The following is a 26,132-nucleotide window of genomic DNA, read 5'->3' on the forward strand; positions in this document are numbered from 1 at the left end:
CACCCTATGCAGCCGAATGGGATTCCTCTTCCAGGCATTCTGCCAGGATGGAAAGCTCAACTTCGGCTGCACTCAACTCGGCAGCTCCGGCGATTTCCCAACGATCCTTGAGTACCAGCAGGTCCGCCTCCTGATCGGCTTTCAGGCACCACTGGAAGTGGTCGTGCCAATCGCCCAAGGCGGACTGCACGGCCTTCAGCGCCGTAACCGCGTCATGCCCGATTGGGGAGAGTTTGGGGTAAGCCTCATGGGCATAACGCATGCGTTTGACCAGGAGGCGCAAGGCGTGGCGATCGAATGCCGGATCGGCAAGGGATTCGCGTAGACGTTGCAACTGCCGTTGCAGGCGAATCTTCACCCGTTCGCGAAGGTTGTCGAGCTCACCATTGAGCTCTGCCTCGCGCATCCGTGCTGGCCAGGCATCCAGCACCGCCATGAAACGCTGCAGCGTGGCGCTGCGTTCGATGATGGCGTAGTGGGACTCCAGCAGGTGCCTGCGGCGCTCCGCCTGATCAACGAAGCCCTGTCGCTGGAGTTCAACGATCAGCACTTCGAGGTCGCGCACCGGAGTCGTCAGCCGGCCGACGTCAGCGGCTGCCGCATCCAACTCCTTGGGCGCTGCCAGACGACGCATGGGGCGCAGCAGGCTGCGCAATTTACGCAGATGGATTCGCAGGTCATGTAGCGCTTCTGCATCCGTCCGGCAGGCAAGACGCGCATATGCGTGATGAAGCCCGACTTCCAGTCCCAATACATGAGCGATCACCGAATCGATGAATGACATCCTGGCTACTCTTCGAGACAAGGTCCGAGGAGCGTAGCTGTCGAACATGAGAATGATGTTGCACCAGGTCAAATTTCGATTCTGGCCCGGCATGGACAGGGTCGGCGGGGATGTGGCAGCGTCCGGGCGATATGTAGCCAGGAGCGTTCGACATGATCGGCAAGACGGAAGCGATAGCGCGATTCATCCAGCAGGAATTCCCCCAGACCCGCGTCGTGGTCGACGAAGTGTGGGATCGCAGTGCGCGTGTTTCGCAGGAGGTCGATGAGTCCGACCTGCGGCCCGGCGGCACCGTTTCCGGCCCCACCCTGATGGCACTTGCCGATGTGGCGCTCTACGTCGCCCTCCTGGGCGAGATCGGCATCGTTCCCCTGGCCGTCACCACCAGCCTCACCATCAACTTCCTGCGCAAGCCCGAAGCGCGCAAACGCATCATTGGCGAGTGCCGGTTGATGAAGGTCGGCAAGACCCTGGCAGTGGGCGAGGTTTCGCTCTTTTCGGAAGGTCTGGAGGAGCCGGTGGCCCATGTCGTGGGTACCTACTCCATCCCGCCAGCCTCGACGCGCTGAAGGCTCCGGCTACGGAACCGCCAGTTACAACCGTTAGCGCCCTTCTCCGGTGGCCCTGGGCATCCTGTTGTGCCGCCGGACGAAGCCGTCCTCCATCCGGCACTCCATGGATGCTCAGGTGGCGCATGCCCGCTACAATGCGCCACCCGCACCCGTGCCGGACGTGATTGCCATGCCCTTACCCAAAAACCAATTAGAACTGCTCAGCCCCGCCCGTGATGTGAACATCGCCCGCGAGGCCATCCTGCATGGCGCCGACGCCGTGTACATCGGCGGCCCAAGCTTCGGCGCCCGCCATAACGCCTGCAACGAAGTGGCGGATATCGCCAAACTGGTGGAGTTCGCCCACCACTTCCATGTGCGCGTATTCGTCACCATCAACACCATCCTCCACGACGACGAGCTGGAGCCGGCGCGCAAGCTGATCCACGAGCTTTACGACGCGGGCGTCGATGCGCTGATCGTGCAGGACATGGGCGTGCTCGAACTGGACATCCCGCCCATCGAGCTGCACGCCAGCACCCAGACCGATATCCGCACCCTGGAGCGAGCGAAGTTCCTCGACCAGGCCGGTTTCTCCCAACTGGTGCTCGCCCGCGAACTGAACCTCAAGCAGATCCGTGCCATCGCCGATGAAACCGATGCCGCTATCGAGTTCTTCATCCATGGCGCGCTCTGCGTCGCCTTCTCCGGTCAGTGCAACATCTCCCACGCCCAGACCGGACGCAGCGCCAACCGGGGCGACTGCTCCCAGGCTTGCCGCCTGCCCTACACCCTGAAGGATGATCAGGGCCGCGTGGTGGCCTTCGAGAAGCACCTCCTGTCGATGAAAGACAATAACCAGAGCGCCAACCTGAGTGCCCTGGTGGACGCCGGAGTGCGCTCCTTCAAGATCGAAGGCCGCTACAAGGATGCGAGCTACGTCAAGAACATCACTGCGTACTACCGCCAGCGCCTCGACGGCATCCTCGCCGAGCGTCCCGATCTGGCCCGTGCCTCCAGCGGCCGTACTGATCACTTCTTCGTACCGGACCCGGACAAGACCTTCCACCGCGGCAGCACCGACTATTTTGTCACCGAGCGCAAGATCGACATCGGCGCCTTCGACACGCCGACCTTCACCGGTTTGCTGGTTGGCCAGGTGGAGAAAGTCGGCAAGCGCGACCTCATTGCCGTGACCCATGAGCCGCTGTCCAACGGCGACGGTCTCAATGTGCTGGTCAAACGTGAGGTCGTGGGCTTCCGGGCTAACATCGCCGAACTGAAGGGGGAGTTCGAGGAAGAAGGCGAAAAGCGCTGGCGCTACCGCGTCGAGCCCAATGAAATGCCGGCCGCCCTGTCCCGGCTGCGCCCCAATCACCCGCTCAGCCGCAACCTGGACCACAACTGGCAACAGGCGCTGCTGAAGACCTCGGCGGAACGCCGGGTTGGCGTCGACTGGAAGGCCAGTCTGCGCGAAGACGGCCTCGAGCTGACCGCCACCAGCGAGGAAGGCGTCAGCGCCCATGTCAGGCTGGACGGTCCGTTCGGGGCGGCTAACAAACCCGAGCAGGCCCTGGAGCAGCTGCATGACCTGCTGGGCCAGTTGGGTACCACCAGCTATCACGCCCAGCGCATCGAACTGGATGCGCCCCAGGCCTATTTCATCCCCGCGTCCCAGCTCAAGGCCCTGCGCCGCGAGGCGATCGAGGCACTGACCGAGGCCCGTGTAGCCGCCCACCCCCACGGCAGCCGCAAGGCCGTCAGCGTGCCGCCGCCGGTGTATCCAGAGGCGCACCTGTCGTTCCTGTACAACGTCTACAACCAGAAGGCGCGCGACTTCTACCATCGCTACGGTGTGCAGTTGATCGATGCGGCCTACGAGGCGCACGAAGAAGCTGGCGAAGTCCCGGTGATGATCACCAAACACTGCTTGCGCTTCTCGTTCAACCTGTGCCCGAAACAGGCCAAGGGCGTGACCGGTGTACGCACCAAGGTGGCGCCGATGCAACTGGTCCACGGGGATGAAGTGCTGACCCTGAAATTCGACTGCAAGCCCTGCGAAATGCACGTGGTGGGCAAGATGAAGGGCCACATCCTCGACCTGCCGCAACCGGGTAGTGCAGCGAGCAATGTCGTGGGCCAGATCACCCCGGACGACCTGCTCAAGACCATCCGCCATCGCGGGCCGCACTGAGTTCTGGCACCCGCTTTCAGGGAGGGCCGCGCCATGGATAACACCACTGGCCGGCCTTACCGCCGACGTGGGCTAGCCGTGCATCTGCTGCGAAGCTGAATCTGGCGCCGCCCCGCTAGCCCCGACGCATTATGCAGACAGGGCCGCCGAGGCGGTTTCAGCTCATCACACCCACTGATCGTTGCGCTTGCGCCGCACGCGCAGGAAGGTCGGCAGGATCAGCCCGGCCAGGAGACCTGCACCGGCGATGCTGCCGCCGTAGACCATGTAGCGCATCAGCACTTGCTTGTTCTCGTCGCCCAACTGCGCCTGTGCATCACGCAGTTCAGAGCGGGCCTGGGTCAGCTCGGCATCCAGCGCCGAGCGCGCGGCCTGCAACTCGTCGATGAGCTTCTTGCGTGCATCCAGTGTCTCCTGCATGCCCTGTACACGGGACTTCCACGAATCATCGATGCCGGCGAGCTGCGCGCTGAGCTCGCTCACTTTCTGCTCAAGCTGCGGCAGACGCTCGACCTGGCCGGGTACTTCCTGCAGGTCGCGGCTGGGAATCCACACACTGCTGCCATTCTCACCACGAACCTGGCTGTAGTCGCCCTGGGTCGTGAGCAGCTCGACCTTCTGCCCGGAGGTCAGCGTACCCACGATGCGATATCCGTCAGTCGGACCACTACGAACATAGGTCGTCAGGCTATCGCTCACCCAGCGCGTGTTGCCAGCAGGCTCCTCGGCCTGGGCCGGTGCCCCGGACATCAGCAGGCCACCCAGCATGAGGGCGCCGAGGGAACGGGACTGGAACGGGGAAACACGGGCGTGGAAATGACGGGACAGGGTCATGGGCAATCTTCACATGGCGATGGGACAAAACCCGGCAAAACGGGCACGTAAAAAGCCGGCCGGGCAGATTGCTCCAGAGAGGTAAGCGATCAGGATGGAACGGAAGGCAGCGCAGTCGCCCAGGTAGCGAAAGGCCATGCAATCCACCCCGTGGGCCGACAGCAGACAGACAGCGTGCGAACGGATTGAGTTCACTCGTGGGAAGGATGTGGGATGGACGGTCCGTCCATGCGCTCCGGCCCCTTGCCTGAATTGCGGGAACTCACGGAAGGTGCAGCGCCCCGGGAAACGGGGCACTGTGGGATATAAAGGGTTTCAGAGGGTGGTGATGACGCGTTCAGATGGCAGACGCGATTTGGGCAGTGCGGCGTTGAAGTCCTTCTCGCTGCGGTGACCCAGCGCCACCAGCACCACGCTGGTGTAACCCTGCTCGCGAAGGCCCAGCTCGGTATCCAGCGATTGCACATCGAAGCCTTCCATCGGCGTGGCATCCACGCCAACAGCGGCGGCGCCGAGCAGCAGCGTGCCCAGGGCCAGGTAGGCTTGCTTCTCCATCCAGTGCTGCAGGTCCTTGCGCTCGAAACGGTGCAGGTTCACGTAGGTCTGCCGCGTGCGTAGCTGGCCGGCACGAGCTTCGTCGTCACGGAAGCGGCCGTCGTCCTGCTCCTGCTGGAGTACCTGCGCCAGATGGGCATCGGTCATGTCTGTGCGGGCACAGATGAGGATCACGTGTGAAGCATCCAGCACCTTGGGCTGGTTGTACGCATAGGGTCCCTGGGTACCTTTGGCCATGCGGGCCTTGCCTTCCGCGCTGCCGGCGACGATGAAGTGCCAGGGCTGGGAGTTGACCGACGACGGCGCCTGGCGGAGCAGCGCCAGCAGCTCGTCGATGGTCGACTGGGCGATGCGCCGGGCCGGATCGTATGCCTTGGTGGTATAGCGCTGGCTGGCGAGGGAAGCGGGATTCATGGTTGCACTCCGGTTATCGGTGACGGTATGGGCACGGAGTGTGACGAGGATGTACAACCACAAACAGCCGCGGGAGGACGAAGGACTTTCAAAGGAAACACGAAAATGGCCAAATTCAGTGTGGTTATTTTCGCGTCATTAAAGACTGCCAAACCGCGCGAGCAATCAGAACCTGTGACTCAACATCACCCCACCGCCGGAGTCCGGACTGGCATCGGAAAAGCCTGCCAGCGCGTACACCTGGACCTTCCATTGGGCGTCGAGTCTCTGGGTCAGGAACAGGGTGAACTCCTGGATTTCATCGCCATCGGAAGTCACTTTCTGTCGCCAGTCATAGGCAGCGCCAATGGAAGTCGCCGGCGCCACGCGCGTGACCAGGCCCAGCGAGGCGAAGATCGGGTCGCGAAAGTCGGTGTCCGACGGATCGCCGAACTTCTTCCAGCCCAGCGTGGCGAAGCCACTGAAACCGCCGAAACCCTGCGTCAGGTCCACCTGTGCCGAATAGTCGGTCTCGCCCGTGCCGAGGCAATGATCCTCATCGGCCGTCGGTAGCTTCACCTTGCCGATCAGGTCCAGCAGCAGGCTGCCCCCGTCACTGCCATCCAGCAACGCATAGTCGGCGCTGGCCACCGTGTCGCCGAGGCCACTTTCTTCGCTGCCGCAGTCGCCTGCCAAGGGTTCTCCATCCGGCCCCACGGCGGGATTGGTGATATGCAGGTAAGGGATGGTCAGCTTGTAGATCATCGGGCCGGTTTCATACTTGCCGACCACCGGGACATACCAGGTTTCACTGACGGTCGGGGTTCCGTACTTTCCTCGTGAGTAATCGAGCCCCGACGTAATCGTGAAATCATCCGCCAGGGCCGGCGCCGCGAGGAAGACCAACAGGATCGGGGAAATCATGCGCGTAGGTGCCATGCTTACCTCGTTGCGCTCAAGACGTCGGAATCCACACTTGGCACCCCAACTGACCGGGGAACACCTTCCCCAGATTAGCTTTCCTTTCGGATTCCGCTCTCGCGCACCGCCCGGCACCAGCAGCGCGGGACGACAGGGCTAGTGGGGACCGGACCGGTCCACTCGCTCCACCTCTTCCGGGCGCTCCACCGTCTCTGGACGTTCGACCTTCTCAACCCTTTCGGGCTTCTCAACGCGCTCCACACGTTCGATCTTTTCCACGCGCTCCGGTTTATCAACCTGCTCGGGGCGCTCGATCTTCTCGATCCGCTCGATTCGCTCGACGCGCACGCCATTCTCGAAAATCTCGATCCGCTCGCGGGTTTCCACGCGGTCAGCAGACTCGCGCGTTTCTATCCGTTCCCGGCGTTCCAGTTCGCCAGATGCCGACTCTACCTCCCGCTCTATCCTTTCTCGCGTCTCGCCTCCACCGTCGCGGCCGCTGGATTCAGTCCTCACCCGCTCCACCGAATCATGGCCGCCGCTTCCGGAGTTCCCGCTCTCGTGTCGTTCCGACTCCGCCGAGCCGGAACCCGACCCGCTGTGATCCGAGCCGCGGCGAATGGAGCCGTCGGGGTTGTCGCGGACGAATTCGACCCGCTCGGCATGGATGCTCCGCCCTGCCCTGATCACCCCGGCAACGCGTACGCGCTGGTCGACCGCCAGCTCATTTGAACGCCCGCCGGCGAATGAAGTGCCATGCCCCAGTTGCACAGTGAATCCGCCCAGCTCGACACGGTCCCCCTGCTGCTTGTGCACCAGCCCTTCCACGAGGACATTGCGTACGCGTCCCTCGAACGGCAGCCCCGGATCGACCCGACTCTGGACGACATCCAGCTGGCGGCCGTTCCAGTTGCCTCGTACAAGCACCTCTGTTTTGGGTGCCAGCCGTTTGTTACTCAGCGCCAGCCCCTGTAGTTCACCTGGCCGCTCGATGGCACCGATCGCGCTTGCCTGGGCGAGCTTCGGTGCCCGATCGATCCGGCTGGCCACGACTTCGCCAACGGAATTACGCAGTCCGCTGACCCGCACCGCATCGCCTACTCGCAGCCCTGCCGTCACACGCGCCCCGTCGGCAATGCGTACCGGCTGCCCCATCACCCGCAAGGGAATGCTGCCCGCGGCGACCTCGGTTACCGGACCCTCGTAGGCATGGAGGATGGCAATACTCCGGGCCACCAGCCCTCTTGCCGATCGGTGGGCTTCCACTGCAACCACCTGACCGATCGCCAGTTGCTTGCTGCTGGCCGGCAGCCCGTTTTCGCTGAGCGACACCTTGGCGTCGTAGTGGATTTCCACGCCATTGACGCAGATGGAGCCAAAGCCGGTGATGGTTCCCACGATGCCGGTCCCGCCGATGCCGCCGTCATCGACGGGGGCCCCTGTGCCACCGATCCCGCCATGCTCCGCGGGTGCGACTGGTGCCCCAGTGCCGCCTATTCCGCCGGTGGCAACAGCGCCTGTGCCGCCCATTCCCCCCGGATCGAGGCACACGGGTGCCGCCACCGCCACGGGAGCAACGAACAGCAGCGTCCCGCCCAGCAATGCCAGGGCGCACAGGAGACGTAAGGCGATTCTCATGATGAGCGGCCTGTTTTCGGCCTGGAGGCGTCCGGTGGATTGCCTTCAGTGTAGAAATAGAGGCCGATGGTGATTCGCTGCCGCGCCTCGGGCTCCGGCACGTCCCTTTCTTCCAGTTCCGAGGCCAGCTGGTTGAACCCGATCAGCACTTGCATGCCTTCAGTGCTGACCGCCTGGCGCAGCTGCTGGACCGCGGCGGACGACAAGCTGTCGTAGTGGACACTCCGCTCGAAGAAGGGCTCCCCCCCTTCGGTAAGGTTGTGCACGGCCGCGCAAGCATGGTCATGCAGGTTGTGACGGAAATAGACGGCCTTCTCATCGAACCCGCGCTGCGGAATGAAGGCCATGGTTTCCAGGTGCACACAGTCCTGCTCGTCTATCCGCACAATGCCCAGGCGCAGCCACTCGTCCAGCACAACGCGGGCGCGGATATCCTTGCTGACTGTCGCGACCAGTCCATCGAACGAGCATTCACCGCCGCTGCTGGCGAGTCGCGCCAAAGGCAATGGTCGGCCGGGCTGCTTGCAGAACGGTGCATTGTTCAGCCAGACGCTGACCAGGTGGGCACCGAGGGAGATATTCTCCGGTAGATGGTTTTTCTCCTCGGCCGCCCCGCTGCGCAAGCGTCTGACATCCTTGCGATGGACGCCGGTGAGCAGGCTGATCCTGCTGTCGCTAGGCGGTTTGTCATCCAGCCGGAATTCACGCTCGGCCACGTTGACGAAAATTTCCTTGAGCATTTCGGCGAAGCAGTTGTAGGTGACCCCTTTCCTCAGCATCAGCCTCACCAGCGGGCGCATCACGTGCTGTAGCGCCGGCAACAGCGAGGGCGGGAAAGCGGGTAATTGCATTCAAGGCGCTCCTGTCGAAATGAATACAAATGAACGCGCGGGCAGACGTCCCGGCAGCCTGCCCTGAACGTCTCCCGCTATTGTCGACGGCGTTGATCGTCGCCCCCGATCCTTCAGGCAATCACATCCGTCACCCTGGTCAGGCCGGCTACACAAGTCCCTGTGCCACTCCGAGTCTTGTATAGCAGTGGCCTGGCCGCTCAGGCACCGCCGCGATCATCGCCGACGTCATGGTCAGGCCCATCGTCTGCGCCTTGGCCCACGCCATGTGCTTCGCCCAGATCGTGATCGGGACCGTCATCCGCCCCCCGTCCCACACCGTGCGCTTCGCCGACATCGTGATCAGCACCATCGTCGGCACCATGGCCTACGCCATGTGCTTCGCCAACATCGTGATTCGCACCATGGTCGTTGCCACGACCGCTGTGCGCACTGCCCGGTCCACTGTTGCCACCCTGACCACCGGCGTCGCCGTCGCCGCTGTGACCTGACCCGCTGTGACCACCACCATCCCCGCCGTGGCCACTCCCACCACTTCCACCACCGCCGCCATGGCCACCACCGCCGCCGCCATGACCACCACCGCCACCGCCGTGACCACCACCGCCGCCGCCATGACCACCACCGCCACCGCCGTGACCACCACCGCCACCGCCATGACCACCACCGCCGCCGCCACTGCCACCGCCGCCGCCACTGCCACCGCCACCACCGCCACTTCCTCCATCTTTTGCATAAGCGCTGGAGAAGCCGCCGATGTAGTCAGGGACTAGAACGGTCGAAGCCGATAGAACGCCGCCAATGGCGAGCGCCAGCAAACACTTCTTGAGCAGCATGATGAACCTCCGAACGGAGTTGCGTAGTCATCTCCCTATCGAACGCAAGAAATGGAAATTGGGTTACCGCTTCCTTAGAGCCACTGACCAACCAGCTCGACCTCCGCATACGACCTTGTAGTCAATTTCAGAATTCGCATGAGGCGTGTCAGCCGGTTTGTATTTTGTTGTGGGATTTTTTCCCACACCTTGAGGCTAGTCCCGGTCGCCCGAGTGTCAACGACCGATCATCCGGAGTTCTGCTCATTGTCAAGGGCTGCATTTGTAGGAGCGAGCTTGCTCGCGAAACTCCCGAGCCTGCCCATTCGCAAGCAAGCTCGCTCCTACATATTCGGTCTGCGCAGAATCCATGCTTCCAGACTGCGATAGCGGCCAGGCCCGCCATACTTGGCAGCAACGCCCTCCTCGCCTGGAAGCCGGACATGAAGCCTCGGTCCCTCATCAAGTTCGTTCTGGTCGTTGCCGTGTGTGTCTACGCGGCGGTCTTTTTCGCCTATTGGGCGGCGTTCAAGGGGCTGCCCCTTTCACAGCACCAGGACATCTGGGGGTAATTCGGCGGCTACATCGGCGGTCTGCTGACTCCAGCGCTGTCCTTCCTGGCACTGATCGCCCTGCTCTTCACCATCGTGCAGAACCAGACGGAGCGGGAGGGAACCCGCAAGGAAGCCGCTCGTAGTGCAAGCGCCTTGGCGCAGCAGGTCGAACACTTCGAGCGCAAGGAAAAGGTGGATGAGCTGGTACGGCTGTCAGAGCAGCTGCATGGGGACATTGGCAAAGTGATGTCGATCGAACTCACGGTGACCGTGCCCAAGGCGGGCGCTATAGAGCCTGTCGCAATCACTGAGAGCATCGGTCACCTGCTCTCGGGCCGTTCGACGAATGAGCTGCTGTTCATCCCCATGGCCATGCAGCAGGGCAGCTTCAGCCATTACTTCCATCTGATGGCGGGCTGGATAGATGCGCCGACCGAGTACATGCAGCAGTACACGAGTCTGACCCGCAGCAAAATCCTGCCGCGGTTCTATGCATTGAGATACACACCCTCGGCGCGATTCCTGGAGGGCTTTCATTACGTCCATGGCAGCGTGGTCGAATACCTGGAGAGCACCCTGCCGGAGAACGCCCGCTGAAGTAATGTGCCCCTGAAATGCCACGCCGCCGACAGGGATGCCCTGTCGGCGGCGTGGGTCAGGGAAGTGACGAGGTAGGCCTGTAAGGACCTGCCTTACTCACCCTTGCTTCAGGTCGTAGCGGTCCGCATTCATCACCTTGGTCCAGGCGGCGACGAAGTCGCGCACGAAAGCCTGTGGCGAGTCGGAACTGCCGTAGATTTCCGCGATCGCCCGGAGCTGGGCATTGGAGCCGAAGATGAGGTCCACCACAGTGGCGGTCCACTTGGGTGCGCCGCTGTTGCGGTCACGACCTTCCAGCACAGTCGGATCGGACGCGGACCTTTCCCATTTGGTACGCATGTCCAGCAGGTTCACGAAGAAATCGTTGGTCAACGTTTCCGGACGCTTGGTGAAAACACCGTGCTGGGACTTGCCGAAGTTGGCGCCCAGTACGCGCAGGCCGCCAACCAGCACAGTCATTTCCGGAGCGCTGAGCCTCAGCAGTTGGGCCTTATCCACGAGCATTTCCGCCGTCGAACCTTCGTAGCCTTTCTTGGCGTAATTGCGGAAGCCGTCGGCGAGCGGCTCCAAGGGCGCGAAGGACTCCACATCGGTCTGCTCCTGCGAGGCATCGGTGCGGCCGGGCGCGAAAGGCACGGTCACATCAACACCGGCTTTCTTCGCCGCGGTTTCGATACCCACGCCACCGGCCAGCACGATCAGGTCGGCGAGCGAGACTTTCTTACCGGAGGCATTGAAGTCCTTCTGGATACCTTCCAGGGCAGCAATTACCTTGGCCGCTTCAGCCGGCTGGTTGACCTCCCAGTCCTTCTGCGGAGCCAGGCGCAGGCGAGCACCATTGGCACCGCCGCGCTTGTCGCTGCCGCGGAAGCAGGATGCGGCAGCCCAGGCGGCGCCGACCAGTTCGGAAACCGATAGGCCGGTCCCAGCGATCTTCGCCTTCAGGGTGGCAATGTCCTGTTCATTCACCAGTGGATGGTCGACAGCTGGAACCGGGTCCTGCCAGATCAGCTCCTCCTGCGGCACCAGCGGACCGAGGTAACGGCTGCGTGGCCCCATGTCGCGGTGGGTCAGCTTGAACCAGGCGCGGGCGAAGGCATCTGCCAACTCCTGTGGGTTGTCCTTGTAGCGGCGAGAGATTTTTTCGTAGACAGGGTCCATGCGCATCGCCATGTCAGCGGTGGTCATCATGGGCGCATGGCGCTTGCTGGGATCGTGGGCATCCGGCACGAGGCCGTCTCCCGTTGTCCCTTGGGGTTTCCACTGGTAGGCGCCAGCCGGGCTCTTGGTCAGCTCCCATTCGAAACCGAACAGCGTTTCCAGATAACTGTTGTCCCATTGGGTCGGTGTCGGCGTCCAGGCGCCTTCCAGGCCACTGGTGATGGTGTCGCTACCCATGCCGGTTCCGAGGGCGTTCTTCCAGCCAAAGCCCATGTCGGTGATATCGCCGGCCTCCGGTTCAACACCGACGTTCGCTGCATCGCCAGCGCCGTGGCACTTACCGAATGTGTGACCACCGACGGTGAGGGCCACGGTTTCCTCGTCGTTCATTGCCATGCGGGCAAAGGTCTCACGGACGTCGCGGCCAGAGCCCAGCGGGTCCGGATTTCCGTCCGGACCTTGCGGGTTCACGTAGATCAGGCCCATCTGCACGGCAGCCAGCGGATTTTCGAGTTGCCTGTCCCCGGTGTAGCGACTGTTGGGTTTGTCGCTGGTCGCCAGCCACTCATGCTCGGCACCCCAGTAGACGTCGTCCTCGGGTTCCCAGACATCCACGCGCCCTCCGGCGAAGCCGAAGGTCTTGAATCCCATGGATTCCAGCGCAACGTTGCCGGTCAGGATCAACAGATCGCCCCATGACAGCTTGTTGCCGTACTTCTGTTTGATCGGCCACAACAAGCGGCGCGCCTTGTCGAGGTTGCCGTTGTCCGGCCAGCTGTTGAGCGGTGCGAAACGCTGGTTGCCTGTGCCCGCGCCGCCGCGGCCATCGGCGATGCGATAGGTGCCGGCAGCGTGCCAGGCCATGCGGATGAACAGCGGGCCGTAATGGCCGTAGTCAGCGGGCCACCAGTCCTGCGAGTCGGTCATCAGGACGTGCAGGTCCTTGATGACGGCATCGAGGTCGAGGGTCTTGAATGCTTCGGCATAGTTGAATTCCGCCCCCAGGGGGTTGGACGCTGCCGAGTGCTGATGAAGGATCTTGAGATTAAGTTGGTTGGGCCACCACTGCGCATTCGATGGCATAACACCCGCGATCACATTTTTCCCTGAGAACGGGCACTTTGCTTCGCTAGACATGCTTATCTCCTCTCATTTTGTCTTCAGCCAACCACTCTATTCAGCTTGGAATCCAGGTACCGACCCAGCCAATAGGTTTTGGAAATGGCATTGATAGTAGACAAGGAATGTGAAACCCATATTGGAGGAGCCCGCTGGCGCAAGGCCCGCGGCGCTGGCGGTGAAGGGATATCCCACGGGATATCAAGGGTTTCCAGGGCTTAGCACGGGGAGTGCTGGGGGCGATCGGCAAGATAATGAAACGATCTTTCAGCCATAGTCGAATTCAATCGTCTGGCCCGTCAAAAGGCTCGCAGGAAAGGGGCAGCCAACCTGCGAGCCGCGACGCGGGTACAGGGTCAGTCGATCTGGTACTTCTCCCGCACCAGATGGCCGATGCCCATCCGGTCGAGCACGTCCATCGGGCACAGCAAGGTCACGCGAACCGTACCGGGCAAGCGACTGATCTCGATGGAGCCGGTAATGGTGGCGCGATTGAGCACCTCGTCGTAGGGCAAACCGGTGGCCGCTGCGGCGCGCTCCAAGCCGTTTTCGGTGGCGGCGTTCAGGTTCTTGCCACTGCCGATGAAGGTAATCGGGCCGTTGCGTTCGACTTCGTGCTGACCCCAACGCGCACCCAGATCCTGGACCTTGCGGCGCTGCTCGGCGGTCATCGGCCGAGCCATGGGTGGCAAGTCATCGAGGTTCTGCAGGAGAATCGGGCCTTCCAGCGTCAGGTTCTTGATCACCTCAACCGTCAGCTCGGTTTCCCCTGATACGTCCGTCGCGTGTCCGGCGATCTCGCCATTACCTTGCTGGGCATGCATGTCGCCCATGTAGACGCCGGCCCCCGGCACCTTTACCGGGCAGATCAGGATGCAGCCCTCGCGCACTGAATTGGTGTCCATGTGGCCATCGGTCTTGGCCGCATGCAGTTCTTCTTCGCTCAGGCCGTAACGATGAGGCGCCCCGACCAGGTACTGGCCGAAATCGGCGCAGTTGTGCGAGTCGGGAATGTCACGGGACGGCGTGGTGCCGATGTTTCCAAGGAACGGCCGCATGTGGGCCGCCACGCCGGGCATGTCAGCGCGGGCCAGCGAGAGGATCGAATGCTGCTCGGCGAGCGCCGGCAAGGCGGACATCTGCGAGGCATCGCCGGCCAGGCCGTTGGCCACCTCCTGGTTGACGGTCAGGCTGACCTGGTTCTCCTGGTCCAACACGATCACGTAGCCGTGGCCGAAGCGGAAGGCGCTGACCTCCGCACCGCAGTTATTGCAGCGGATCGCGTCCTCTCCTATGCCTTCGACATGGCTGGCCGGATGTTCGGTGCCGCACTTCGCGCAGAATTTCGAGACGAAGGGGTCGCCGTGGTAGCGGCCCTCGACGAACTTCATCACCCCGGACGAGGTGGCCAGCGAAGTCACCCGCATCCGGATGATCTTCAGCGCCACTGCATCGCCCACTTCGGCCCCCTCGATCGCAACGGGTTGCGTCACTTCATGGCCGCCCTGGAATGCCGGGGTGATCATAGGTCCCCAACAGCCTGGAGGCGTGCCGGTGATCAGGGTGCCGCCATTTGCCAGTGGCCCCAGCATGGGCAGGCTGGGCCCGACGATGCCGTTGGTGTAGGTGCGGACATTGAGTCGGTCGACGGCCGGCTGGTTGGATTTCGTATCAGGCAGGCTTCTGGTCATTGGGTACCCCATCGATGGTAATCAGCGTAGGTCCGGTGCCTCGTCAATCAGCAAGACGTTGGTGCGCCCGGGAACGATGAGTAGATCGCGCATCTGTGTCGGGGATGTATTGAACGGACCAGGGAATGACATGCGGATGTAACGCCGCGGCATCCATACACAGGCAGATACACAGGCCTGGGGCCACAGGGGAAACGCCACGACCACTAGGCCGGAAGTTCCCGGTCGGAGGTGCTGGCGGACTAGTCTTATCCCCGTCCGACCAGCTCGAACGTGATTGAAAAGCAGTCCCCAGCACACTTCGCGGAGGGCTCCATCATGACCAAGATCGAAAAAGTCCTGTACACGGCCAAGGTCCACACCACCGGTGGGCGCGACGGTGCATCCGTCAGCTCCGACAAGCGCCTGGACATCAAGCACTCTTCCCCTGGCGGCCCCGGAAATGGCACCAACCCGGAGCAATTGTTCGCCGCAGGCTGGTCGGCCTGCTTCATCGGAGCCATTGGCGTGGTGGCCAGCAGAATGAAGGTCGCCGTCCCGAAAGATGTGGCCGTCGATGCAGAAGTCGACCTTGGCACCGCCGGCAATGACTACTTCATCCAGGCGCGACTGAATGTCAGCCTGCCCGGAATGGATCGCGAGACCGCTCAGGCCGTGGTCGACGCCGCTCACCAGACATGCCCCTACTCCAAGGCCACGCGAGGCAACATACACGCCGAGGTCAAACTGGTCTGAACTCGCTTGCGCGCCCCTCCGGGAGGCGGGGCGCCCTGCTCACACCTTCCACTCCCGCTTGCACTCCATCAGGAAATCGACGAAGGCACGCAGACGCAGCGGTACATGCCTCCCATGGGGGTACAACAAGGTGTAGGGGCGGGAGCGTCCACCAAACTCCTGGAGCACCTCCACCAGCGAGCCCTCCTCCAGGTCCCGTTCGACGATGAAGCGATAGGTCTGGAACAACCCGGCGCCGTGCCTGGCCAGGGTCACCCCGCCCAGCACGTCATCCGAGCAACAGTAATTGCCGCTGGCGAAGATCTCCCGCTCCTTCCCGTTCTCGGTAAACAGCCAGGAGATACGCCGCCCGCTACTCGGCAGTTCGAACTGAATGCAGTCATGCTGTTGGAGATCATCCAGGCTGGTAGGGGTTCCCACGCGGGCGAGATATTCCGGTGTAGCGATCACGACCAGTCGGGAATCTTCGAGATGTCGGGCGATCAACGTCGAGTCTGGCTGGGCGCGCACGCGGATCGCCAGGTCGTAGCCTTCCGCGACGAAATCGATATTGCGGTTGCTCAAGTGGATGTCGATCGTCACGCCGGGATGACGTTCGCGAAAGCGCGACAACAGCGGAAGGATGCGGTAGTGGCCATAAGTGGTGGGAATGCTGATGCGAAGTTCGCCGGTGGGCTCGAGCTGCTTGCCCATCACCTCGCGCTCGGCCTCAACCAGCTGGGTCAGGGCCTGCCGACACTGCTCGAAGTAGGTTCGACCGCTTTCCGTGAGACGGATGCTGCGCGTGGTGCGCACGAACAGACGCGTCCCCAGGCGCTCTTCGAGACGCGATATCGATCGGCTCACGGCGGCCGGAGTGACTCCCGCCGAGAGCGCCGCAGCCGTGAAACTCCCCGCCTCCGCGGCAAGACAAAAGAGCTCGATACTGCCCAGCTGGATGTCATCGAAATGGCGTTTCACGATTCATTACACCGCGTATCAAGTGAAGTATCCGAGCCTACATTTATCCGTCCAAGCGGCACAAATATAGTTCTGTCCATCAACCCCGCCGATGTGGAGCCAGGCCGATGAAAGCCGCTGTCTTCAACGTCCTGCTGCCTTGGTGTCACTGAAGCAAGCCTCAAAGGAGCTCAATATGCCATTCGTAAGCGTTCGTATCACCCGTGACGGCGTTACCCGGGAACAGAAGGCCCAGGTCATCGCCGAGATCACCGACACTCTGCAGCGCGTGCTTGGCAAGCGCCCGGACCTCACCCATATCGTCATTGAGGAAGTGGATACCGATAACTGGGGCTACGCCGGCATCACCACCACCGAGTACCGCAAGAATCAGCCTGGATGACCTTCCCGTTCCATCCCCACCCGGCATCCGCCGGGTGGGCATAAGTACCGTCGCCACACAGGCGGCGACATCCGACACGAAAGGAGCAGCCTGCATGTCGAACGATCTCAGCAATCTGGATGCGGCCCTTGCACGCTATCCCAGGGTGGCGCTGCTGGAAGGCAAGACGCCTATCCAGCGCCTTTCACGCCTTAGCGCCCTTCCAGAGCTGAACGGCTGCAATCTCTATGTGAAGCGCGATGACCTGACCGGCCTGGGCGGCGGCGGCAACAAGCTGCGCAAGCTGGAGTTCCTGCTTGGCGAAGCACTGACCGAGGGTGCCGACACCCTGGTTACCTGGGGCGGCCTGCAATCCAACCATGCACGCCTCACCGCGGCGGTCGCGGCCCGCCAGGGTCTCGCCTGCGAATTGATCCTGGTCCCGTCCGTCGTGCGTACGGATGACGATTTCCGCCACAGCGGCAACATCATCCTCGATGGATTGTTCGGTGCGAACATCCACCGTCTGCCAGATGGCGCCAATCCCGACGTTTACGCCGCCGAGCTGCAGGACCGGCTCAGGCAGCAAGGACGTAACCCCTTCTTCATGCCTCTGGGCGGCTCCAGCCCCAGAGGCAGTCTGGGCTATGCAGCCTGTGCGCTCGAGATCCTTCGCCAGGCGATGGACCTTGGGCTTGAGTTTGGGCAAATCATCGTTCCAAACGGCAGCAGCGGCACCCACTCCGGGCTGCTGGCGGGCACCACACTGACGCGTACCTCCACGCTGGTTACGGGCTACACCGTGCTCGGCACTGCGGAACAAGCGCTCGCAGCGACCGTCGACAAGACCCGTCAGGTCCTGCAGCTCCTCGCTCCATCGGCAGAACTGGATGAAGGCTCAGTCCGGGTCGATGGCAGCCAGCGCGGCGATGCCTACGGCGCACCTACCGACGCGATGCTGGAAGCCACTCGACTCCTGGCCTCCCACGAAGGATTGCTGGTCGACCCGGTGTATGGCGGCAAGGCATTTGCCGGACTGCTGGCCTCGGTCCGCCGGGGCGATTTCCCGGCGGGCAGCAACCTGCTTTTCGTCATGACCGGCGGCCTGCCGGGAATCTTCGCCTACCGTTCGGCCTACGCGTGATCGATTGCGGCCGGGGAAGCACCCCCGGTTTTCCTCCGGCTGCCCCCTCCCCGAGCGCAATGCTCGATACCATTCAGGCGAATCGGCACTCAGTCGTTTGGTGCTATCGGCGGCTACTCCCCCTGCCTGCCCTCAGCTCTGCGCGTGCAGAGCTGAGACTTCCAGCGGTTCGCTTGTCGAGTCATCCCGGCCCGACTCCGGCAATGCCTTCCGGCTGCCGAGCGGAGTCAGTTGAAAACAGACGCCGCTCGAATTGCGATGGTTTTCGGTAGCGGCGTTGGTGTGTACGGCTACGCCGGCCAGGGAAAAGGCTATGGAAGTCAGGAAGCTTTTCAGGGTTTTCATCGATTTCATCCCGCAAAGGTCATAGACATCAGGCATGACCACCTGCAAGGCCCTCGCCCGCGATAGTCGGGCCCAGTCTCGATGTTGCCGATGCCCCGCGTGTGTCGCCTGATGGTTGCTTTGCATCCTCATGTAGCCGCAAGGCGTCGGGATACAAGACCGTACAAATCGATCCGCTGATGTCATTCCCCAGGTCGTGCCAAGCGCTCAATCACACCAGATTGATTACATCAGGTATCAACTGAAACAAGGCGAAGCTGATTTATCAACTTAAAGCGCATGAATATAGTCCTCCTCACCAGCGGCGAACCTCCCGGATCCGCTGCAAGAAGCCCCAACTATTTCTGCGAGGAACACACCATGAGCAAGAAAACAGCAATCATCACCGGCGCATCCAGCGGCATCGGCCTGGGCCTGGCCAAGGCCTTCATCGACAACGGCTACAACGTCGTCGGTACTGCCCGTTCCATCGACCGCCTGCAGGAAGCCGCCGCCAGCCTGGGCAATCCGACCAGCTTCGTTGGTGTTGCCGGTGACGTTGCCGATCCGGCCACCGCCCGCAAGGCCTTCGCCGCGGCAATCGAAGCCTTCGGCAGCGTCGAAGTGCTGATCAACAATGCCGGCTTCTTCCTCCCGAAACCCTTTGTCGACTACACCCCGGAAGACCTGGAAAGCCTGCTGGATACCAACCTCAAGGGTGTGGTCTACACCTCGCAGGTAGCCGCTGCGCACATGCAGCAACAAGGCGGCGGACACATCGTGAATATCTCCGCGGCAGTTGCCCTGCAGCCGAACATCAACGTACCAGCGGCGCTGCCGGTGTTGATCAAGGGTGGCGTCAACCAACTGACCCGTGCCCTGGCCCTGGAACTGTCACCGCACAACATCCAGGTGAACGCCGTGGCCCCCGGCATCATCGATACCCCGATGCATGACCCGGCTGCCCGCGACTTCCTCAATAACCTGGCGCCTTCCGGTCGTGTCGGCACCGTTCAGGAAATCGCCGATGCCGTGCTCTACCTGGCCAAGGCCGATTTCACCACCGGCGTCGTGCTGGCCGTGGACGGCGGCATGAGCACTGGCAAGTGGTAATCGCTTGAAGGCATGAAAAAGGGAGGCTTCGGCCTCCCTTTTTCAATTGTGCGTGCTTGTTTGCTCTGGGGCGAATTGATTCGAAGGCAAAAAGCCATGCCCTTGGGGCGTGATCATGAGTCACCAGGCTATGGCCTGGGACGACCTCGCGAATAGGGTGCGGCACGCATCGATGCCATGCCGACGATGGCAATTCCACGGTCTACGGATGCGCCTCCAGCTCACCGAGAATGCGGTAGGCCAGCTTCACCCGCTCTTCGTTCGGATAATTCTTGTTGGCCAACAGCACGATGCCGAGCTTCTTCTCCGGCACGAAGGCCACATAGGCGCCGAAGCCATTGGTCGAGCCGGTCTTGTTGACCCAGACCGCCTGTTGCGGCGCCAGAGACGGCGTGATGGTCGTGACGGCATGACTTTCAAGGGCCATCCGGCTGGCATTGCCTTCCAGCAGCGTTTGCAAGGCAACCGGGTAGCTGTACTGCTCCCAGATCAGGTCCTGGGTCATGGCGCCCAGTTTGAAATAGCCGGTTCGGGTGGCGTCGATCGCCCGCTGCAAGGACGCATCCAACGCTGTCAGGCCCAGGTTGGCTTCGACGAAATGAAGCAGGTCCTTGCTGCTCGTCTTCACCCCATAGGCTTCCGCCGCCAACATCGCCGGATTCACACGCACCGGGGCATCTTCCTTGTCGTAGCCCTGGGCGTAGTTCGGCATCGCGCTGGCAGGAACGTCTATCCAGGTGTTGCCCATGCCGAGTTTCGGCAACAGGTCGCGCTCCATCGCCTGGACATAGGTCACACCCAGGCTCCTGGCGGCAACCACCCCCAACAGTCCGATGCTCGGGTTGGCGTAGGTTCGGTAGGTCCCCGGGGCGAACTGCGGCTGCCAGACGTTGTAGTAGTCCATCAACTGGCTTTCATTGCGGACGTCGTCGGGCAGTTGCAGCGGAAAGCCGCCAGCGGTATGGGTGGCGAGATTGAGCAGCGTAACCTGGTCCAGCCGGCTGCCCTTGAGCTCCGGCAGGTAGCGGCTCGGACTGTCGGTGAGCGACAGCTTGCCTTGGGTTGCGGCATAGCTGGCGAGCGTCACGGTCAGGGTCTTGCTGATGGAGCCGACCTCAAACAGCGTGTCGCCAGTGACGGCCTGCCGGGAGGCCTTCGATGCCACGCCGTAGTTGTAGAAGCGCCGCTCGCCCTGGGCGATGACGCCGATGGCCAGGCCTGGAATACCGTACTGCTGCATCACCTGGCGGGCGGCTTGCTCCACGTTGGCGGCGATAGCGTCCGGTCCGTCCGTTGCCATCGCCTGGCCGCCGAGCGAGGCCGCAAGGGCTAGCGTGAAAATCTGTGCGCGGCACATTCCTGTCAGGCGCATCGAAGTCGTCCTTCGGTCATGGAGGGGGGAAGAACCTACCATCTCGAGCAGATCCGTCCAAAACACCTTCATCACCGGGTGTTGCGCGGCGCCTCCATGAGCCGCGCACGTCTGGAGGGGATCAGCTCGCCGCCTTGCCCGCTTCCGCCCGCTCCTGCAGGAGCTTCTGGATGATCGCTTCCTGCTCTTCGTAGTCACCCTCACCGATGTGCAAGTGACGTACCCGTCCGTTGGCGTCGATAAAGTAATGCGCCGGCCAGTACTGGTTGGTGAACGCGTTCCAGATGCGGTACTGGTTGTCGACGGCCACCGGGTGCTTGACGCCCAGGCGCTTGATTGCCTCGCGTACGTTGTCGATTTTTCGCTCGAAGGCGTATTCGGGTGTGTGCACACCAATCACCACCAGTCCCTTGTCGGCGTACCGCGTAGCCCACTGGTTCACATTGGGCAGGCTGTTCCGGCAGTTGATGCAGTCGAAGGTCCAGAAGTCCACCAGCACCACCTTGCCGAGCAGTTGTTCGTTGCCCAGCGGCGGGCCGTTGAGCCACTGGGTCGCGCCTTGCAGTGACGGCATTGCTCCCAGGTCCGGCAGTTGTTCAATGCTGTCGGCGCGGGCGCTGCCCACCAGGCTTTCCAGCAGGACTGGCACGCCATCGATCACCTTGCGCTCGAGCTCGGCCGCGAGCCGGGAGGACCCCGCTCCGGACAGTTGGTCGCTGGTGCCGCTGGCAATGCCGACCACTGCCAGCAAAGCCACCGCACCGGCGCCGCGACGCAGCCACTCCACGGTGCCCAGCGACAGCTTCGCCCTTTGGAACACCCCACGCCCGAGGAAGATCAGCGCTCCCATCGCCAGGGCACCGCCGAGGCCGTAGCTGAGCAGCAGCAGGCTGGTGGAGGCACTGGGGCCGTTGAGCATGGCACCGGACAGGATCAGGCCCAGGATAGGCCCGGCGCAGGGTGCCCAGAGCAGGCCTGCGGCAAAGCCCATCAGCCAGGCCGAAAGCGCCGGTGGCAGGCGACGGGCATCGCCTTGCAGCCGGTCGCCCAACCAGAGCCAGGGGCGCGATAGCCAGGTGCCGACTCGCGAGGAAAGCAGGGCAGCCGCCGACGCCGCCAGCAACACCAGGGCGACGTAGCGTCCCCATTGGCTGGCGTCGATGACCCATTCACTGGAAACCACCGCCAGACTGGCCAGTACGGCAAAACCGGAGGCCAGGCCAGCCAGCGTCAGCAAGGGCGACCAGGCGGGACCGCCGGCGCGGGAAAACAGTAACGGCAGGACAGGAAGTACGCAGGGGCTGAACAGGGTCAGCACCCCGCCTAGAAAGGCAATGAGCAGCATAGGCACCTCAGTGGCATTGGCTCCCGGCAGTCACCGGGCTGGCGACCCGCGTCGTCTCCGGCGCAGGATCTGGAGTCATGTGTCAGTTTTCATTGCTGCAGGCATCGGAGTGCTTGCGGTACTCCAGGCTGTGCAGCCGACCCTTGGAGTCCAGGTAATCCATGCGTGCATCGACCACCTGGCAGAGAACGGATGGCGCCTCGCGCAGCGACACTACTTTGTTGATATCCAGATGCGTGCCGTAGCGATAAGGCTCCGGTGTGACACTCTCGGCGGCCTGCGCCGCAAGGCTGACGACGTTGAAAGCGGCTGCCAGCAAAAAGGCGGTGCCCAGGGATGCGAGTTTCATGCTGATCTCCCGACCAATTGAGAAAGGGGCGCAGATGCAAGGGGCATCCGCTGGGTACCAATTTCATCGGTGGGAGGTATCGCCGATGTGTCTGCTGCGGACCAGGATTGCGCTGCCAGGTATCAGCGAGGGCTGCGGATACACAGTGATACGCAGGGCCATTGTGCAATCACAGGTATCAGCGCGGCGCTGGATACAGTGGAATACAAAGGCTTGCGGGCAATCGCCGGAAGGCCCGATACACTGGGCATCGAATAGCCATAGCGAGGTTTTTTCATGGACCATGTCGATCACATCCTGGTCGTTGACGACGATCGGGAAATCCGCGAGCTCGTCGGCAACTACCTGAAGAAGAACGGCCTGCGTGTCAGTCTGGCGGCAGATGGACGGCAGATGCGCGCCTTCCTCGAGGCCAATACCGTCGACCTGATCGTCCTCGACATCATGATGCCCGGCGATGACGGCCTGCGCCTGTGCCGTGAGCTGCGCGTGGGCAAGCACAAGGCGACGCCGGTGTTGATGCTGACGGCGCGCAACGAGGAAACCGATCGCATCATCGGCCTGGAAATGGGCGCCGACGATTACCTGACCAAGCCCTTCTCGGCCCGTGAGCTGCTGGCACGGATCAATGCCGTGATCCGCCGCACGCGCATGCTGCCGCCGAACCTGCAGATCAGCGAGAGCAGCCGATTGATCGGCTTCGGCAAATGGCGCCTGGATACCACTGCGCGCCACCTGCTGGATGATGAGGGCACGCTTGTAGCCCTGAGCGGCGCCGAGTATCGGCTGCTGCGCGTCTTCCTCGATCATCCGCAGCGGGTGCTCAGCCGTGAGCAACTGCTCAACCTCACCCAGGGCCGCGAGGCGGACGTGTTCGACCGTTCCATCGACCTGCTGGTAAGCCGCCTGCGCCAACGCCTGCAGGACGACGCTCGCGAATCCGCCTATATCAAGACGGTACGCAGCGAAGGCTATGTCTTCTCGCTGCCCGTGCAACTGATCGAGCCGACGACGTGATGCCCCTGCCCCGCTGGCCAAGCACCCTGGCCGCACGCCTGGCGCTGATTTTCCTCACCGGGCTGGTGCTGGCCTACGGGTTGTCCTTCGCCTCGCAGTTCTACGAGCGCTACCAGACCGGGCGCAACGTGATGCTCGGCAACCTGGAGCATGACGTGAGCACCGCCGTGGCACTGATCGACCGTTTGCCGGCGGAAGAGCGCGCCACCTGGTTGTCGCTTCTGGAGCGACGCAACTACCGCTATCGGCTCGACGAGGGTACGCCGGGCGTGCCCATGGACATGACCCAGGCCCACATGGCCGCAACCTCCATCGAACGGGCTATCGGCCAGCGCTATCGGCTGCGCTTCGAAAACATTCCCGGTCCGGCCCCTCACTTCCAGGCGCACCTGACCTTGAGCGATGGACGCCCACTGACGGTGGATGTCACGCCCAGCCCCATTCCAGTGGCCCAGTGGTTGCCGGTGGTGCTGATCCTGCAACTGGCCGTGTTACTGCTCTGCACCTGGCTGGCCGTGCGCATGGCAATCCGCCCACTGGCTCGCCTCGCCCAGGCCGTCGACCATCTGGACCCGGACGCTCCCGGTCCGGAGCTCGACGAACGCGGTCCGCAGGAAGTGTCCTATGCCGCCCGCGCCTTCAATGCATTGCAGGGGCGCATCGGTGCATACCTGAAAGAACGCATGCAATTGCTAGCGGCCATTTCCCACGATCTGCAGACGCCCATCACACGGATGAAGCTGCGCGTGGAACAGATGGACCCTTCCCCGGAGCGGGAAAAACTATGGAGCGACCTGAACGAAATGCAGCACCTGGTGCGTGAAGGCGTTGCCTACGCACGCAGCATGGATGGGGCAAGCGAAGCGTTGTGCCGGGTCGACCTCGATGCCTTCCTCGACAGCCTCGTGTGCGACTACCAGGACAGCGGCCAGGCCGTCACCCTCGACGGTTCCAGCGGTCTTCTGCTGGAAACCCGCCCCCATGCCTTCCGCAGGGTGCTCAGCAACCTGATCGACAACGCCCTCAAGTTCGGCGGCAGTGCCCAGCTGGAAGTGCGACGAGATGCGCAAGGCAAGGTTCAGGTGCTGGTGAACGACAACGGACCGGGCATTGCCGAAGAGGAACTGCAAGAGGTCTTCAAACCGTTCTATCGCGTGGAAAGCTCGCGCAACCGCACGACGGGAGGAACTGGCCTCGGGCTAGCCATCGCCCAGCAACTGAGCCAGGCGCTGGGCGCACACCTGAGCCTGGCCAACCGTGACGGCGGTGGCCTCTGCGCCCGACTGGAGCTCGGCGCCGCCGATTGAGTCCACGTACAGAGCGATACACGACGGGCCACGGCTGACACATCCGGGACAATCACCTTCTTCAACATGGGCACACGAGCAGCGCCGGCACTCCCGCCGGCCCCGTACAGGCCAACGGAGCCCACCCATGAGCAGCATTGCAACCTCCCCGTTCAAGTTCGTTTTCAACCAGCTCGACCGGGTCGGCGCCTGGAGCGCCGATCTGCCACTGCGCCTGTTCCTCGCCTGGGAGTTCTTCGAATCCGGCCTGGAAAAATGGAATGGGCAGAACTGGTTCGTGGATATCCAGTCCGCCTTCCCCTTCCCTTTCAACCTGCTGCCGCCCGAGGCGAGCTGGCAGATCTCGATGTGGGCCGAGTTGATCGCCCCTGTGCTCCTGCTGCTCGGTCTGGGCACACGCTTCGCCACCCTGGTGCTGATGGTGCTGACCGTGGTCGCCATTGCCGCGGTGCACTGGCCGGAACATTGGTCGAGCCTCTCGGAGCTCGCCCAGGGCTATTCCATCAGTAACAAGGGCTACGGCAACTACAAGCTGCCGCTTATCTATCTGATAGCGGCCATGCCGCTGCTGCTGAAAGGCTCTGGACGCTTCAGCCTCGATGCTTTGCTGTTCCGCCGACAGGCCTGAACCCCACTCGAAATGAAAAGCCCGCCTTATGTGCGGGCTTTTTCGTGTCTGCAACGCGATGGGATTCGTTGTTTTTGTGGGGAGCGAATTCATTCGCGAGCAGGACGCAGTGCCCGCTCGAACCCGGACCATCCCTCACCCCAGCCCTCTCCCGGAGGGAGAGGGAGCTGTCCGTGCCTTGGTTGAGCCCAACACCAACCCTGTAGGGGCGAATTCATTCGCCAAGCAGGACGCAGTCCTGCCGTAGGTTGGTCCGAGGAACGAGGCCCAACATCGCAACTGCAATAAAAAAGCCCGCGCACCTCTCGGGAACGCGGGCTTTGGCCTGGCCGTAATTGATCAGGGAATATCGAAGGTGACCTCGATATTGTCGCGAGTGGCCTTGGAGTACGGGCAGAGCTGGTGCGCCATCTCGACCAGTCGAGCCTTGTCTTCGCTCGCCAGGCCCGGCAGTTCCACCCGCAGCTTCGCCGCCAGGGCAAAGCCACCGTCAGCGGTATTGCCCAGGGCGATGTCGGCGACCACCGCCACGTCGTCCGGCAGGCGGATTTGCAGGCTCTGGCCGGCTCGGCGCAAGGCACCAATGAAGCAGGCCGACCAGCCAACGCCGAGAAGTTGCTCCGGATTGGTTCCCGGTCGCCCCGAGTTGGGCGCGCTCAGGCGCACGTTCAGTTCGCCGTCGGAGGATTCGCCGCGCCCATCGCGGCCACCGGTGGTGCGTGTCTGGGCGGTATAGAGAGTGCTTTCCAGTATTGCGGTCATCAGAGTGTTTCCTTGATGCAGGGAAGGATGTGCCGGCTGGCGCCGGCATTTGTC

Annotated in this window: 27 protein-coding genes; 11 read left to right on the plus strand and 16 right to left on the minus strand. The window is 62.7% G+C overall.

The window, feature by feature from the left end; genetic code table 11:
* Positions 1-4: 4 nt before the first annotated feature.
* Positions 5-784 carry a CHAD domain-containing protein gene (locus tag E8E75_RS04495; RefSeq protein ID WP_280358153.1) on the minus strand — a complete coding sequence of 260 codons (780 nt, stop codon included), beginning with the start codon at positions 782-784 and terminating at the stop codon, positions 5-7.
* A 152-nt stretch (positions 785-936) separates the two neighbouring features.
* Here E8E75_RS04495 and E8E75_RS04500 point away from each other — a divergent pair, with 152 nt between their 5' ends.
* Entirely contained in the window at positions 937-1,353 is a 417-nt protein-coding gene (locus E8E75_RS04500; RefSeq protein WP_120651152.1) for a PaaI family thioesterase, read from the plus strand.
* Between the two features lie 172 nt (positions 1,354-1,525).
* Positions 1,526-3,529, plus strand: a complete 2,004-nt coding sequence (locus tag E8E75_RS04505; protein WP_120655202.1) for a U32 family peptidase — start codon at positions 1,526-1,528, stop codon at positions 3,527-3,529.
* 165 nt (positions 3,530-3,694) lie between these two features.
* Here the strand turns inward: E8E75_RS04505 and E8E75_RS04510 are convergent, their stop codons facing one another.
* The 7 genes from E8E75_RS04510 to E8E75_RS04540 all read right to left on the minus strand — a co-directional run bounded on the left by E8E75_RS04510 (position 3,695) and on the right by E8E75_RS04540 (position 9,557).
* Entirely contained in the window at positions 3,695-4,363 is a 669-nt protein-coding gene (locus tag E8E75_RS04510; RefSeq protein ID WP_280358154.1) for a TIGR04211 family SH3 domain-containing protein, read from the minus strand.
* 9 nt (positions 4,364-4,372) lie between these two features.
* The gene (locus E8E75_RS04515) at positions 4,373-4,501 is read right to left on the minus strand and encodes a hypothetical protein (RefSeq protein WP_256673031.1); all 129 of its coding nucleotides are present in this window, start codon (positions 4,499-4,501) and stop codon (positions 4,373-4,375) included.
* Positions 4,502-4,678: 177 nt separating this feature from the next.
* Positions 4,679-5,332: an oxygen-insensitive NAD(P)H nitroreductase gene (gene nfsB / locus E8E75_RS04520; protein WP_153919790.1), complete on the minus strand. Its 654-nt coding sequence runs from the start codon at positions 5,330-5,332 to the stop codon at positions 4,679-4,681.
* Between the two features lie 165 nt (positions 5,333-5,497).
* On the minus strand, positions 5,498-6,250 hold the full coding sequence (locus E8E75_RS04525) for a hypothetical protein (RefSeq protein WP_153919788.1): 753 nt from the start codon (positions 6,248-6,250) through the stop codon (positions 5,498-5,500).
* A 138-nt stretch (positions 6,251-6,388) separates the two neighbouring features.
* Entirely contained in the window at positions 6,389-7,870 is a 1,482-nt protein-coding gene (locus E8E75_RS04530) for a DUF5666 domain-containing protein (RefSeq protein ID WP_153919787.1), read from the minus strand.
* The gene (locus E8E75_RS04535) at positions 7,867-8,721 is read right to left on the minus strand and encodes a DUF6502 family protein (protein ID WP_153919785.1); all 855 of its coding nucleotides are present in this window, start codon (positions 8,719-8,721) and stop codon (positions 7,867-7,869) included. Before E8E75_RS04535 ends, E8E75_RS04530 begins: the two co-directional genes overlap by 4 nt.
* Before the next feature lie 200 nt (positions 8,722-8,921).
* Positions 8,922-9,557, minus strand: a complete 636-nt coding sequence (locus E8E75_RS04540; RefSeq protein WP_280358158.1) for a hypothetical protein — start codon at positions 9,555-9,557, stop codon at positions 8,922-8,924.
* 422 nt (positions 9,558-9,979) lie between these two features.
* Here E8E75_RS04540 and E8E75_RS04545 point away from each other — a divergent pair, with 422 nt between their 5' ends.
* Both E8E75_RS04545 and E8E75_RS04550 read left to right on the plus strand, forming a co-directional pair.
* Positions 9,980-10,108, plus strand: a complete 129-nt coding sequence (locus E8E75_RS04545) for a hypothetical protein (RefSeq protein WP_256660960.1) — start codon at positions 9,980-9,982, stop codon at positions 10,106-10,108.
* A 75-nt stretch (positions 10,109-10,183) separates the two neighbouring features.
* Positions 10,184-10,687: a hypothetical protein gene (locus E8E75_RS04550; protein ID WP_153919781.1), complete on the plus strand. Its 504-nt coding sequence runs from the start codon at positions 10,184-10,186 to the stop codon at positions 10,685-10,687.
* Between the two features lie 99 nt (positions 10,688-10,786).
* Here the strand turns inward: E8E75_RS04550 and katG are convergent, their stop codons facing one another.
* Entirely contained in the window at positions 10,787-12,988 is a 2,202-nt protein-coding gene (katG, locus tag E8E75_RS04555; RefSeq protein ID WP_280358160.1) for a catalase/peroxidase HPI, read from the minus strand.
* A 338-nt stretch (positions 12,989-13,326) separates the two neighbouring features.
* Positions 13,327-14,661, minus strand: coding sequence for an acetamidase/formamidase family protein (locus E8E75_RS04560; RefSeq protein ID WP_120651160.1), 1,335 nt, complete (start codon positions 14,659-14,661; stop codon positions 13,327-13,329).
* 318 nt (positions 14,662-14,979) lie between these two features.
* Between E8E75_RS04560 and E8E75_RS04565 the strand changes: the two genes are divergently transcribed.
* Complete coding sequence (locus E8E75_RS04565) at positions 14,980-15,396, plus strand: organic hydroperoxide resistance protein (protein ID WP_120651161.1); 417 nt, start codon at positions 14,980-14,982, stop codon at positions 15,394-15,396.
* Between the two features lie 39 nt (positions 15,397-15,435).
* Here the strand turns inward: E8E75_RS04565 and E8E75_RS04570 are convergent, their stop codons facing one another.
* Positions 15,436-16,356, minus strand: coding sequence for a LysR family transcriptional regulator (locus tag E8E75_RS04570; RefSeq protein WP_280358163.1), 921 nt, complete (start codon positions 16,354-16,356; stop codon positions 15,436-15,438).
* A 175-nt stretch (positions 16,357-16,531) separates the two neighbouring features.
* On the opposite strand from E8E75_RS04570, the gene E8E75_RS04575 reads away from it, so the two are divergent.
* Positions 16,532-16,738 (plus strand): 4-oxalocrotonate tautomerase family protein, encoded by a 207-nt coding sequence (locus E8E75_RS04575; protein WP_077521251.1) that lies wholly within the window; start codon positions 16,532-16,534, stop codon positions 16,736-16,738.
* 94 nt (positions 16,739-16,832) lie between these two features.
* Entirely contained in the window at positions 16,833-17,861 is a 1,029-nt protein-coding gene (locus E8E75_RS04580) for a D-cysteine desulfhydrase family protein (protein ID WP_280358165.1), read from the plus strand.
* A gap of 132 nt (positions 17,862-17,993) precedes the next feature.
* Here the strand turns inward: E8E75_RS04580 and E8E75_RS04585 are convergent, their stop codons facing one another.
* Positions 17,994-18,206, minus strand: a complete 213-nt coding sequence (locus tag E8E75_RS04585; protein ID WP_120651164.1) for a hypothetical protein — start codon at positions 18,204-18,206, stop codon at positions 17,994-17,996.
* A gap of 360 nt (positions 18,207-18,566) precedes the next feature.
* Here E8E75_RS04585 and E8E75_RS04590 point away from each other — a divergent pair, with 360 nt between their 5' ends.
* Positions 18,567-19,298, plus strand: coding sequence for an SDR family oxidoreductase (locus tag E8E75_RS04590; RefSeq protein WP_120651165.1), 732 nt, complete (start codon positions 18,567-18,569; stop codon positions 19,296-19,298).
* Between the two features lie 202 nt (positions 19,299-19,500).
* On the opposite strand, the gene ampC is transcribed toward E8E75_RS04590, so the two are convergent.
* From ampC to E8E75_RS04605, 3 genes are all read right to left on the minus strand, one after another.
* Positions 19,501-20,598, minus strand: a complete 1,098-nt coding sequence (gene ampC, locus E8E75_RS04595) for a class C beta-lactamase (protein ID WP_256673064.1) — start codon at positions 20,596-20,598, stop codon at positions 19,501-19,503.
* Positions 20,599-20,791: 193 nt separating this feature from the next.
* Positions 20,792-22,015, minus strand: a complete 1,224-nt coding sequence (locus E8E75_RS04600; RefSeq protein ID WP_280358167.1) for a redoxin family protein — start codon at positions 22,013-22,015, stop codon at positions 20,792-20,794.
* Positions 22,016-22,097: 82 nt separating this feature from the next.
* Entirely contained in the window at positions 22,098-22,364 is a 267-nt protein-coding gene (locus E8E75_RS04605) for a DUF2790 domain-containing protein (RefSeq protein WP_280358168.1), read from the minus strand.
* A gap of 276 nt (positions 22,365-22,640) precedes the next feature.
* Between E8E75_RS04605 and E8E75_RS04610 the strand changes: the two genes are divergently transcribed.
* The 3 genes from E8E75_RS04610 (at position 22,641) to E8E75_RS04620 (ending at position 25,316) form a co-directional block, all read left to right on the plus strand.
* Positions 22,641-23,381 (plus strand): response regulator, encoded by a 741-nt coding sequence (locus tag E8E75_RS04610; protein WP_120651170.1) that lies wholly within the window; start codon positions 22,641-22,643, stop codon positions 23,379-23,381.
* On the plus strand, positions 23,381-24,688 hold the full coding sequence (locus E8E75_RS04615; RefSeq protein WP_280358253.1) for a HAMP domain-containing sensor histidine kinase: 1,308 nt from the start codon (positions 23,381-23,383) through the stop codon (positions 24,686-24,688). The genes E8E75_RS04610 and E8E75_RS04615 overlap by 1 nt, the downstream gene beginning before the upstream one ends.
* Before the next feature lie 127 nt (positions 24,689-24,815).
* Positions 24,816-25,316, plus strand: a complete 501-nt coding sequence (locus E8E75_RS04620; protein WP_120651172.1) for a DoxX family protein — start codon at positions 24,816-24,818, stop codon at positions 25,314-25,316.
* Positions 25,317-25,655: 339 nt separating this feature from the next.
* Here E8E75_RS04620 and E8E75_RS04625 read toward each other — a convergent pair whose 3' ends face one another.
* A complete protein-coding gene (locus E8E75_RS04625; protein WP_120651173.1) occupies positions 25,656-26,078 on the minus strand; it encodes an organic hydroperoxide resistance protein in 423 nt (140 codons plus the stop codon).
* Positions 26,079-26,132: the final 54 nt, after the last annotated feature.

Source organism: Pseudomonas sp. BN606 (assembly GCF_029873115.1).
Classification (GTDB): Bacteria; Pseudomonadota; Gammaproteobacteria; order Pseudomonadales; family Pseudomonadaceae; genus Metapseudomonas.

Coding starts and splice junctions, on each gene's coding strand:
- E8E75_RS04495 (WP_280358153.1), bottom strand. CDS start 784: ATGTCATTCATCGATTCGGTGATCGCTCATGTATTGGGACTGGAAGTC.
- E8E75_RS04500 (WP_120651152.1), top strand. CDS start 937: ATGATCGGCAAGACGGAAGCGATAGCGCGATTCATCCAGCAGGAATTC.
- E8E75_RS04505 (WP_120655202.1), top strand. CDS start 1,526: ATGCCCTTACCCAAAAACCAATTAGAACTGCTCAGCCCCGCCCGTGAT.
- E8E75_RS04510 (WP_280358154.1), bottom strand. CDS start 4,363: ATGACCCTGTCCCGTCATTTCCACGCCCGTGTTTCCCCGTTCCAGTCC.
- E8E75_RS04515 (WP_256673031.1), bottom strand. CDS start 4,501: ATGGCCTTTCGCTACCTGGGCGACTGCGCTGCCTTCCGTTCCATCCTG.
- nfsB (WP_153919790.1), bottom strand. CDS start 5,332: ATGAATCCCGCTTCCCTCGCCAGCCAGCGCTATACCACCAAGGCATAC.
- E8E75_RS04525 (WP_153919788.1), bottom strand. CDS start 6,250: ATGGCACCTACGCGCATGATTTCCCCGATCCTGTTGGTCTTCCTCGCG.
- E8E75_RS04530 (WP_153919787.1), bottom strand. CDS start 7,870: ATGAGAATCGCCTTACGTCTCCTGTGCGCCCTGGCATTGCTGGGCGGG.
- E8E75_RS04535 (WP_153919785.1), bottom strand. CDS start 8,721: ATGCAATTACCCGCTTTCCCGCCCTCGCTGTTGCCGGCGCTACAGCAC.
- E8E75_RS04540 (WP_280358158.1), bottom strand. CDS start 9,557: ATGCTGCTCAAGAAGTGTTTGCTGGCGCTCGCCATTGGCGGCGTTCTA.
- E8E75_RS04545 (WP_256660960.1), top strand. CDS start 9,980: ATGAAGCCTCGGTCCCTCATCAAGTTCGTTCTGGTCGTTGCCGTGTGT.
- katG (WP_280358160.1), bottom strand. CDS start 12,988: ATGTCTAGCGAAGCAAAGTGCCCGTTCTCAGGGAAAAATGTGATCGCG.
- E8E75_RS04560 (WP_120651160.1), bottom strand. CDS start 14,661: ATGACCAGAAGCCTGCCTGATACGAAATCCAACCAGCCGGCCGTCGAC.
- E8E75_RS04565 (WP_120651161.1), top strand. CDS start 14,980: ATGACCAAGATCGAAAAAGTCCTGTACACGGCCAAGGTCCACACCACC.
- E8E75_RS04575 (WP_077521251.1), top strand. CDS start 16,532: ATGCCATTCGTAAGCGTTCGTATCACCCGTGACGGCGTTACCCGGGAA.
- E8E75_RS04580 (WP_280358165.1), top strand. CDS start 16,833: ATGTCGAACGATCTCAGCAATCTGGATGCGGCCCTTGCACGCTATCCC.
- E8E75_RS04585 (WP_120651164.1), bottom strand. CDS start 18,206: ATGAAAACCCTGAAAAGCTTCCTGACTTCCATAGCCTTTTCCCTGGCC.
- E8E75_RS04590 (WP_120651165.1), top strand. CDS start 18,567: ATGAGCAAGAAAACAGCAATCATCACCGGCGCATCCAGCGGCATCGGC.
- ampC (WP_256673064.1), bottom strand. CDS start 20,598: ATGGCAACGGACGGACCGGACGCTATCGCCGCCAACGTGGAGCAAGCC.
- E8E75_RS04600 (WP_280358167.1), bottom strand. CDS start 22,015: ATGCTGCTCATTGCCTTTCTAGGCGGGGTGCTGACCCTGTTCAGCCCC.
- E8E75_RS04605 (WP_280358168.1), bottom strand. CDS start 22,364: ATGAAACTCGCATCCCTGGGCACCGCCTTTTTGCTGGCAGCCGCTTTC.
- E8E75_RS04610 (WP_120651170.1), top strand. CDS start 22,641: ATGGACCATGTCGATCACATCCTGGTCGTTGACGACGATCGGGAAATC.
- E8E75_RS04615 (WP_280358253.1), top strand. CDS start 23,381: ATGCCCCTGCCCCGCTGGCCAAGCACCCTGGCCGCACGCCTGGCGCTG.
- E8E75_RS04620 (WP_120651172.1), top strand. CDS start 24,816: ATGAGCAGCATTGCAACCTCCCCGTTCAAGTTCGTTTTCAACCAGCTC.
- E8E75_RS04625 (WP_120651173.1), bottom strand. CDS start 26,078: ATGACCGCAATACTGGAAAGCACTCTCTATACCGCCCAGACACGCACC.